10 protein-coding genes, 1 tRNA gene and 1 pseudogene are annotated in these 8,478 nt (G+C 66.4%); 7 read left to right on the top strand and 5 right to left on the bottom strand.

What is annotated here, in order from left to right; genetic code table 11:
• The 4 genes from AC1DOC_RS09540 to AC1DOC_RS09525 form a co-directional block, all read left to right on the top strand.
• On the top strand, positions 1-580 hold a 580-nt coding region (locus tag AC1DOC_RS09540), incomplete at its 5' end, for a response regulator (RefSeq protein ID WP_478129716.1).
• Positions 577-1,905: an ATP-binding protein gene (locus tag AC1DOC_RS09535; protein WP_018906090.1), complete on the top strand. Its 1,329-nt coding sequence runs from the start codon at positions 577-579 to the stop codon at positions 1,903-1,905. The genes AC1DOC_RS09540 and AC1DOC_RS09535, both read left to right, overlap by 4 nt.
• A gap of 98 nt (positions 1,906-2,003) precedes the next feature.
• Positions 2,004-3,479, top strand: coding sequence for a DegQ family serine endoprotease (locus AC1DOC_RS09530; RefSeq protein ID WP_018906089.1), 1,476 nt, complete (start codon positions 2,004-2,006; stop codon positions 3,477-3,479).
• A gap of 23 nt (positions 3,480-3,502) precedes the next feature.
• On the top strand, positions 3,503-3,805 hold the full coding sequence (locus tag AC1DOC_RS09525) for a hypothetical protein (RefSeq protein WP_012747497.1): 303 nt from the start codon (positions 3,503-3,505) through the stop codon (positions 3,803-3,805).
• Positions 3,806-3,820: 15 nt separating this feature from the next.
• Here AC1DOC_RS09525 and AC1DOC_RS09520 read toward each other — a convergent pair whose 3' ends face one another.
• Together AC1DOC_RS09520 and AC1DOC_RS09515 are read right to left on the bottom strand one after the other, a co-directional pair.
• Positions 3,821-4,030: a hypothetical protein gene (locus AC1DOC_RS09520; protein WP_012747498.1), complete on the bottom strand. Its 210-nt coding sequence runs from the start codon at positions 4,028-4,030 to the stop codon at positions 3,821-3,823.
• Between the two features lie 226 nt (positions 4,031-4,256).
• The gene (locus AC1DOC_RS09515) at positions 4,257-4,490 is read right to left on the bottom strand and encodes a hypothetical protein (RefSeq protein WP_150106772.1); all 234 of its coding nucleotides are present in this window, start codon (positions 4,488-4,490) and stop codon (positions 4,257-4,259) included.
• 138 nt (positions 4,491-4,628) lie between these two features.
• Between AC1DOC_RS09515 and AC1DOC_RS09510 the strand changes: the two are divergent.
• Both AC1DOC_RS09510 and AC1DOC_RS09505 read left to right on the top strand, forming a co-directional pair.
• Positions 4,629-4,939 (top strand): annotated as a pseudogene (locus tag AC1DOC_RS09510) (type II toxin-antitoxin system HigB family toxin).
• Between the two features lie 12 nt (positions 4,940-4,951).
• A complete protein-coding gene (locus AC1DOC_RS09505; protein WP_018906086.1) occupies positions 4,952-5,335 on the top strand; it encodes a helix-turn-helix domain-containing protein in 384 nt (127 codons plus the stop codon).
• Positions 5,336-5,484: 149 nt separating this feature from the next.
• On the opposite strand, the gene AC1DOC_RS09500 is transcribed toward AC1DOC_RS09505, so the two are convergent.
• Entirely contained in the window at positions 5,485-5,892 is a 408-nt protein-coding gene (locus tag AC1DOC_RS09500) for a hypothetical protein (RefSeq protein ID WP_026284175.1), read from the bottom strand.
• A 281-nt stretch (positions 5,893-6,173) separates the two neighbouring features.
• On the opposite strand from AC1DOC_RS09500, the gene AC1DOC_RS09495 reads away from it, so the two are divergent.
• Positions 6,174-6,458, top strand: a complete 285-nt coding sequence (locus tag AC1DOC_RS09495) for a hypothetical protein (protein ID WP_012747503.1) — start codon at positions 6,174-6,176, stop codon at positions 6,456-6,458.
• Positions 6,459-6,527: 69 nt separating this feature from the next.
• Here the strand turns inward: AC1DOC_RS09495 and AC1DOC_RS09490 are convergent.
• Both AC1DOC_RS09490 and AC1DOC_RS09485 read right to left on the bottom strand, forming a co-directional pair.
• Positions 6,528-6,603 (bottom strand) — tRNA-Asn (locus AC1DOC_RS09490).
• A gap of 90 nt (positions 6,604-6,693) precedes the next feature.
• Positions 6,694-8,478, bottom strand: a 1,785-nt coding sequence (locus AC1DOC_RS09485; RefSeq protein WP_478129715.1) for a TonB-dependent siderophore receptor, incomplete at its 5' end; no start/stop codon positions are given.

Here is an 8,478-nt window from a genome sequence, read left to right as displayed (position 1 = left end):
GGACTGGGTGAAGGACGGCGAGGCGGCCGAATCCGCATTGCGCACCCAGCAGTACGACCTCGTGCTGCTCGACCTGGGCGTGCCGCGCCGCGACGGGCTCGAGGTGCTGCGCAGCCTGCGCGCCCGCAAGCAGCGCATGCCGGTGCTGATTGCCACCGCGCGCGATTCGGTGCAGCAGCGCATCGAAGGGCTCGACGCGGGCGCCGACGACTACGTGCTCAAGCCCTACGACCTCGACGAGCTGCTGGCGCGCATCCGCGCCCTGCTGCGCCGCGCCGCGGGGCGCGCCGAGCCGGTGTACGAGCACATGGGCGTGAGCATCAACCCGGCCACGCGCGAGGTCGCGGTGGAGGGTCAGCCGGTGGTGCTTTCGGCGCGCGAATGGGCCGTGCTCGAACCGCTGATCGCGCGGCCCGGCATGGTGCTGTCGCGCGCCCAGCTCGAGGAAAAGCTCTACAGCTGGAAGGACGAGATCAGCAGCAATGCGGTCGAGGTCTATGTGCACGGCCTGCGCAAGAAACTCGGCGCCGAGCTGATCCGCAATGTGCGGGGCGTCGRCTACATGGTGCCGAAGGCATGATCCGCGCGCTGACCGGATCGCTGCGCGCGCGCCTGCTGTGGTTCCTGCTCGCGGCCATCGTGCTGGCGGCCGGCGCGCAGGCGCTGGTGGCCTACCGCACGGTGCTGAAGGAGGCCGACGAGATCTTCGACTACCACATGCAGCAGATGGCGCTGTCGCTGCGCGCCGGCCTGCCGCCGAGCGCGGCCGTGGGCGGCCTGGGCAGCGGCGAGCAGAACTTCGATTTCGTGGTGCAGGTGTGGACCGCCGACGGCGTGCGCATCTTCGAATCGGCCGAACAGGCGGCGCTGCCGCAGCTGGCGGTGCTGGGCTTTGCCGACGTGCGCGCGCGCGGCACCACCTACCGAGTGTTCTCGATGCAGACCAGCGGGCTCGTGATCCAGGTGGCGCAAGACATGGCGGCGCGCCGCAACATGGCCGGCGCGCTGGCGCTGCGCACCATCGCACCGGTGGCGCTGATGGCGCCGCTGCTCATGCTGGTGGTGTGGTGGGTGGTGAGCCGATCGCTCGCGCCGGTGTCGCGCGTGCGTGGGCAGGTCGCCTCGCGGCAGGCCGACGATCTTTCCCCCGTGAGCGAGGAGAACCTGCCCGACGAGGTGCGCCCGCTGGTGCAGGAGCTCAACCTGCTGTTCGACCGGGTGCGGCATGCCTTCGACGCGCAGAAGCACTTCGTCGCCGATGCGGCGCACGAACTGCGCTCGCCGCTGGCCGCGCTGAAGCTGCAGGTGCAGGGCCTGCAGCGCGCCTCCGATGCCGCGTCGCGCGAGCTGGCCGTGAGCCGGCTGGTCGCGGGCATCGACCGCGCGACGCGCCTGGTCGAGCAGATGCTTGCGCTGGCCCGGCATGAAGCCAGCATGGCGGCGGGGGCAAAGTCCGAACCGGTCGACCTGGGCGAAGTGGCGCGCCTGGCCATCTCGGACGCGGTCGCGGCGGCGCAGGCCCGGCGCATCGACATCGGCATCTCGCATGCCGACCCGGCCGTGGTGAACGGCCAGCCCGAGGCGCTGCGGATGCTGCTGCGCAACCTGATCGACAACGCCGTCAAGTACACGCCCGAAGAGGGGCGGGTCGACGTCGGCATTGCAAGCCTGGGCACGGCGGTGGAGCTGAGCGTGGACGACAGCGGCCCCGGCCTGCCGGAAGAAGAGCGCGAACGCGTGCTCGACCGCTTCTACCGCTCGGGCGAGCCGCAGGCGCCGGGCAGCGGGCTCGGCCTGGCCATCGTGAAGTCGATCGCCCAGATGCATGGCGCCACGGTGGCGCTTGCGGCCTCGCCGACGCTGGGCGGGCTGCAGGTGCTGGTGCGATTTGCCGCCAAGGCCTGAATCGCCGCGCGGTTCGTTGTTTAAGCCGCGCTTAAGCCAACGGGCCGACATTCCTTTCATCGTGTTTGCGTGCAGACGCATTGAAAGGAAAGCTAGAAATGAACACCCGACTGACTTCCCCCCATGCCCTGGTGCTTGCCTTGGCGACCGCCGGGGTGATCGGCGCCGTCGGTGCCGGCGCATACACCAGTGCCCGCGCCGTGAATGCGCCGACCACCAACGCCACGAGCGTGGCGCCCGCGGCCATGGTGACGCTGCCCGACTTCTCCACCATCACTTCGCGCGACGGTCCCGCGGTGGTCAACATCAGCGTGACGGGCACCGCCAAGGCGTCCGAGGACCAGGCCGCGGCCGAGATCCAGGGCATCGATCCGGACGATCCGATGTTCCAGTTCTTCCGCCGCTTCCAAGGCCAGATCGGCCCGCGCGCCCAGCAGCGCGAAGTGCCGGTGCGCGCGCAGGGCTCGGGCTTCATCGTGAGCCCCGACGGCATCATCATGACCAACGCGCACGTCGTGAAAGACGCCAAGGAGGTCACCGTCAAGCTGACCGACCGGCGCGAATACCGCGCCAAGGTGCTCGGCGCCGACGCCAAGACCGACATCGCGGTGCTCAAGATCGATGCCAAGAACCTGCCCACGCTCGCGCTCGGCAACACCAAGGACCTGAAGGTCGGCGAATGGGTGCTGGCCATCGGCTCGCCCTTCGGCTTCGAGAGCACGGTGACGGCCGGCGTCGTGAGCGCCAAGGGCCGCTCGCTGCCCGATGACAGCTACGTGCCGTTCATCCAGACCGACGTCGCGGTGAACCCCGGCAACTCCGGCGGCCCGCTGCTCAACACGCGCGGCGAAGTGGTCGGCATCAATTCGCAGATCTACAGCCGCAGCGGCGGCTACCAGGGCGTGTCGTTCGCCATTCCGATCGACGTGGCGGTGCAGGTGAAGGACCAGATCGTCGCGACCGGCAAGGCCACGCATGCGCGCCTTGGCGTGGCGGTGCAGGAAGTGAACCAGGCCTTTGCCGACTCCTTCAAGCTGGACAAGCCCGAGGGCGCGCTGGTCTCCAACATCGAGAAGGGCGGCCCCGGCGACAAGGCCGGCCTGAAGGCGGGCGACGTGATCCGCAAGGTGGACGGCCAGCCCATCGTCTCGTCGGGCGACCTGCCTGCGGTCATCGGGCAGCAGACGCCGGGCAAGAAGGTCACGCTCGAAGTCTGGCGCCAGGGCGAGCGGCAGGAGCTTTCGGCCAAGCTCGGCGATGCGAGCGACAAGCCCGCGCAGGTCGCCAAGAACGAGAGCGCGGCGGGGCAGGGCAAGCTCGGCCTTGCATTGCGGCCGCTGCAGCCGCAGGAAAAGCGCGAAGCCGCCATCGAGAACGGGCTGCTCGTCGAGGATGTGGCGGGCCCGTCCGCCATGGCCGGCGTGCAGGCGGGCGACGTGCTGCTGGCCATCAACGGCACGCCCGCCAAGAGCCTGGAGCAGGTGCGCGAGGTGGTGGCCAAGGCCGACAAGTCGGTCGCGCTCTTGATCCAGCGCGGCGAAGACAAGATCTTCGTGCCGGTGCGGATCGGGTGAAGCCCGCGCCAGGACAAAAAAAGATGGCTTCATCCGCGGGTGGCCTTTCGGCGCACATCCTGCCCACGTCGGCCACCATGATCGGCGTGTGCATGACCGTGATGTCGATCGGCCACCTGGGCCCGCGCGACGACCTGCGGCTCCTGATCGACCGCCTGCTGGCCATCGACGCGCTGGTCTTCCTGGCCAGCGCGCTGCTGTCTTTCATCTCGATGCGCTCGCGCAGCTCGGGCGTACGGCTGGAGGCCTGGGGCGAGATGGTCTTCATCGCGGGCCTCGCGCTGCTGGCCCTGGGCGCGGTGACGCTGGCGTTTGCGCTGCGCTGAGGCCGGCGCCCCGGTTCAGGATTCCTTGTCGCCCCGATCCTTGTCGGGAGCCTGCGCATCGAGTTCGTCCTTGATGGACCGGTTTCCTCGAAGGACCAGGAAGAGCACGGCACCCAGGCCAATGGCAACGATCACGGCAATGAATCCGCCGCCGGAGGCCCACCACCAGAACAGGCCGCCCGCAACGAGCAGGAGCGCGGTGATGAGTAGAGGTTTCAAGTGCATGGCGCGAGGCAATAGTACGTTGGCGCTAATGTACGCGTCGTTACCGTTCGGCGACCGATTTGTGGTTTGGGAAATACCCTCTTTTTGACATTTCTGAATCTGCACTAGACGGTGGCCCGCTCCGCGCGAGGGATCCGCCGGCGAGCAGACGAATTCGAAGGAAGGGATGAGCCGCTCGTCCCAGACCGGAAGAACCTGAAGCGAGTGAAGGGGGTGAAGGGGGCGGTCACCCGTACGCCAGTGCGAGTTCCGTGATTCCTTCCGAAGTGATCTTCACGACCACCGCGGATTCGTAGTTCCTGAACGAACTGCGAAGATCGAGCGGCGGGGTGATGTCGGCTTCGACGCAGCCCAGCGCCTTGAGCGTCGCGATGGCCTGGATCAACTCCGGATCCCGGACATGAACCGGGAACCTGGCATGTTCGAGTTCGAGCAGGTACTCAATGGGTGTAGCTGGCACGATGGGAACATCATGGCCCAACCGCGGCGGCTTGTGTTCAGCCTGCGTTGACGAGATTCGTGCGGATCACCCTACAAGCGTCGGACTCTGGGAGGGGCGACTTGCGATAGTCCCAATTTGGGACTAAACTTTCTCCTGATGCACGTAGTCGCAAACTCGAACCTCATCGCTTTCTACCAAGATCCGAGTTATCGAGATGCCGAACCCGGATTAAGGGCGTGGTACGAAGAGGCAAAAATGCAAAGTGGACGACACCCGCTGTCGTGAAGGCCCAGTACGCCAACGCCAGCATCATTGCGAACAACCGCGTGGTGTTCAACATCAAGGGGAACGACTACCGCCTGATCGTCGCCATCGCCTACAGGATGCAGTACGTCTTTATCAAGTTCATCGGTACGCACACGCAATACGACCAGATCGATGCTGCGACCGTCGACCAGTTCAAATAAAGGAGTCCGACCATGGAAGTCAGAGCCATCCGCACTGATGCCGACTACCGCGCGGCGCTGCGCGAGGTGTCTGCACTGATCGACCTCGATCCTGATCGCGAATCGCCCGAGGGTGAACGTCTCGAAGTGATCGGCACGCTGGTGCAAGCTTACGAAGCCGAGCACTACCCCGTCGACCCGCCCGATCCCATCGAGGCGATCCGCTTCCGCATGGAGCAGTCGGGTTTGGGAGTGCGCGACCTCGTGCCATACATCGGCCCGCTGAACCGCGTCTACGAAGTGCTCGCGCGCAAGCGCCCGCTGACGCTGCACATGATTCGCCGCCTCAACAAGGGTTTGGGCATTCCGGCCGACGTGCTCATTGGCCAAGAGCGAAATGAGCCCATCGCGGCCTGACACCGGGCCGTGCGCGTGGACGGCGGATGCCGAGCAGCGCCGACATGCCGCGCCATGCCAAGCGGGCCTGGTCGAGCAAGCGCTGGTCCAGGCTCGCGATCGATGCAACCCAATCGGGGAATAGCGGCGCAGTCCGGCAGGATTCGTACTCAGACCGCCCGCACGTCGAAGAACGCTTCATCGGTGTCTCCAAGGTCGCGAAAGCCGGCGGTTCGGGCTGCGTCATAGGCCTTCATCCAGCGCCTGGCGAGCGCCATCTCTTCTCTCGTGAGGTCGGTTTCGCTCGACTCGCTGGCATTGTGGAACGCGCGCAGCGCACGCGTGACGTCGCCGCCGAGCTGCCGGTCGAGCTCGCGCCGGAAGCGCTGCTCCGAAACCTTGACGGCGTCCGCAGCCGGATGCGGGTAGTCGGCAAGCCGCACGGTGTAGGCAACCCGCGGTTCGGGCTCGATGTCTTCGAACCTGAAAGGCGGCTCTTCCGAAACATCGGCCTGCGGGAGCGCGGCCTCGTGGCTTGGAGCCGCAGCCTGCGGGTAGAAAAGTTCGGCCTGGTTCATGTGCATTTCTCCTCTGCCTTCTTGCTGGAAAGCGCCTGACCTTCGAACGGGTATCTCGACCGTCCGCATCAAAGCTGTATGAATATACAGTAATATCAGGACTCCGAGCCAGTGCTCGAATCCCCTTTGCAGTTGCCCCCGAATCTTGGTTTTGCGGGGCCCTTGGCGACATCGCCAGGGATTCCGCCCAGCCGCGTGCTGGGCGTTTTTTTGCCTGATGGCGATCGGAGAGTCGAGGTTGTCCGACGTGCCGAAGCGCGGATCGGGGCGAGCATCGCGCCATGCAGCTTCTCCGCCGGATCGCCGTCACCGTGATCGAAGAGGAAGAGGGCGCCTACCGCTGGCGCCTGGTCGAACTCGAGGGCGAGGGCTGGCATGTCCTCAGCCAGCAGGCGAGGTCCATGAAGACCTACAAGGCCGCGATGGCCGCCGGGCTGCTCGAGCTGCAGAAGATGGTCGACGATCTCGACATCGGGCCGCGCGAGGATGAGCCCGAGCCCGCGCGGGCCAAGAAGAAGAGCGGCTCTGTCTTCGGCTTCGGATTCGGGCTGCCGAAGATGGGGTAAGGTGCCCCAAAAGGAAATGCCCCGCTACCTTTTGGGTAGCGGGGCATCCAGAGGCCTTGCGGCATGTAGTGGCTCCTCGACCTGGGCTCGAACCAGGGACCTACGGATTAACAGTCCGGCGCTCTACCAACTGAGCTATCGAGGAACAAGCCTCAGATTATAGCGTGATTTTTTGAGCCTTTCGAGCGCACCAATGTGGCCGCCATAAATTTCTGAAAAAAATTCGGGCACTCATTCAGAGCGACACGCTCAAGCCCAGGCGCAGCGTGCGCGGTGCACCTGGAAAGAGATAGACGTGGCCGAACTGGTAGGGCGATTCCTTCCAGTAGCGGCGATCGAAGAGGTTGTCGATGGCGATGCTCCAGCTCGTGTTCACGCCGCGCAGCCGGGTGTCGTAGCGCAGCACGGCATCGACGCGCGTCCATGAGGGCAGGGCGATCGAACCATCGGGCAGCACATTGCGGCGGCCTTCATGCGAGAGCTGTCCGAGCAGCTCGAGGCCCGGCACCGAAGCCACGCGGTAGCCGGCTTGTGCACGCAGCACCTGCTTGGGCACGTTGGTGGGCGACTGGCCGTTGGTGGCGGGTTCGGCGGTGCTTCCACGGCGCTTGGCATCGATCAGCGTGACGCTGCCCGCAAGGCGCCAGGGCCCCGTGTTCCACTGCGCGCCCGCTTCGAGTCCGCGGTGCACGGCGCTGCCGTCGTAGCGTCCGTCGCAGGGTGTGGTGCCGAGACGGTTGCAGGCATCGAGGTTCGTCATCGGGCGCTTGATGTCGAACCACGCGAGCTGCCAGGCGAAGACGTCGCTTCCGCCCTTGAGGCCCAGCTCCCACTGGCGCGAGGTCAGCGCGGGCAGCGCCTCGCCGGCATTGGTGTATTGCGAACTCTTGTTCGGCACCACCTGCGACTCGACGCCCTTGCCCCAGCTCGCATAGGCGAGGAGGCCCGGCTGGATGGCGAAGCTGGCGGCGATCCATGGGGTGGTGATGCCGTCCTTGTAGCCGGTGGGGCGCGTGCCATCGGTGCGGATGCTGTCGCGGTCCAGCCGCGTGTGGCGCACGCCGACCCAGGTGGTGAAGCGGCTGTTCCAGCGGATCGCGTCCTGCACCGAGAGCTCGGTGGAACGCTCGTCGCGGTTGGTGTTGGCGTCGGTCAGCGTGGGGTCGGGCGGCACCACGGCCGTGGCCCACACGTTGCCGGTGCCGACGTAGTTGTAGGCCTGGTCCTGGAAGCGGTTGCGCACGCGGCTTTGCAGCAGGCCGAAGCCGAGCTCGTGCCGCACGCTGCCGGTCATCACGTTGCCCTTGAGGTTGAGGCTGCCGGCCGTTTGCGTGCGCCGCTCGTTCTCGCTGCGGAAGTCGTAGAAGTCGAAGGTGCCGTCGGAGCAGTAGCGGTCGTAGTTGCCTTCGGCGCCGCAGCCAAAGGCATAGGCCAGGCGGTCATCGGTCCTGAGCCTTTGCTGGCCGATCTGCGCGCTCCAGCGCCAGTCGGCATTGAGCGCCTGGCTGAAGCGCACGCTGCCAGTGAGCGCGTTGAATTCCGAAGGCTGCGACCACGGCTGGTTGTTGAGGTTGATCTTGGGATCGACCGGCGCGGGCAGCGTGCTGCCCAGCAGGCTGAAGCCGTTCTGGCTCGGCTGCGTCTTGTGGCTGCGTTCGATCTCGAACTCGAGCACCGAATCGCGCGTGATGCGCCAGTCGCCCGCCAGCGAGAACATGTTGCGGTTGCCGTCGAGGTTGTGCACGAGCGGCTTGAGGTTTTCGCTCGCCACGTTGAGCCGGTAGCCGAACTCGCGGTTCGCGCCGAAGCGCCCGCCCAGGTCGAGCGCGCCGAGCACGTTTCCGCGGCTGGTGGTTTCGATGCGCAGCGTGCGCAGGTCCTGCTCGGTGGGCCGCTTGACCACGTAGTTGACCAGCCCGCCCGGCGCGCTGGTGCCGGCCTGGATGCCGCTGGTGCCGCGCAGGATCTCGATGCGCTCCTTGTTGTCGAGCGGGATCGATGTCTCGGCGCTGATCGGCAA

This window comes from Variovorax sp. 01T439_2, assembly GCF_056398445.1.
The sequence above is the reverse complement of the archived record's forward strand: the minus strand, read 5'-3'. Positions and strand labels throughout refer to the sequence as shown.

Bases quoted from the DNA above. Each gene is read 5' to 3' on its own strand.
- AC1DOC_RS09535 (WP_018906090.1), top strand. From the start codon at position 577: ATGATCCGCGCGCTGACCGGATCGCTGCGCGCGCGCCTGCTGTGGTTC.
- AC1DOC_RS09530 (WP_018906089.1), top strand. From the start codon at position 2,004: ATGAACACCCGACTGACTTCCCCCCATGCCCTGGTGCTTGCCTTGGCG.
- AC1DOC_RS09525 (WP_012747497.1), top strand. From the start codon at position 3,503: ATGGCTTCATCCGCGGGTGGCCTTTCGGCGCACATCCTGCCCACGTCG.
- AC1DOC_RS09520 (WP_012747498.1), bottom strand. From the start codon at position 4,030: ATGCACTTGAAACCTCTACTCATCACCGCGCTCCTGCTCGTTGCGGGC.
- AC1DOC_RS09505 (WP_018906086.1), top strand. From the start codon at position 4,952: ATGGAAGTCAGAGCCATCCGCACTGATGCCGACTACCGCGCGGCGCTG.
- AC1DOC_RS09500 (WP_026284175.1), bottom strand. From the start codon at position 5,892: ATGAACCAGGCCGAACTTTTCTACCCGCAGGCTGCGGCTCCAAGCCAC.
- AC1DOC_RS09495 (WP_012747503.1), top strand. From the start codon at position 6,174: ATGCAGCTTCTCCGCCGGATCGCCGTCACCGTGATCGAAGAGGAAGAG.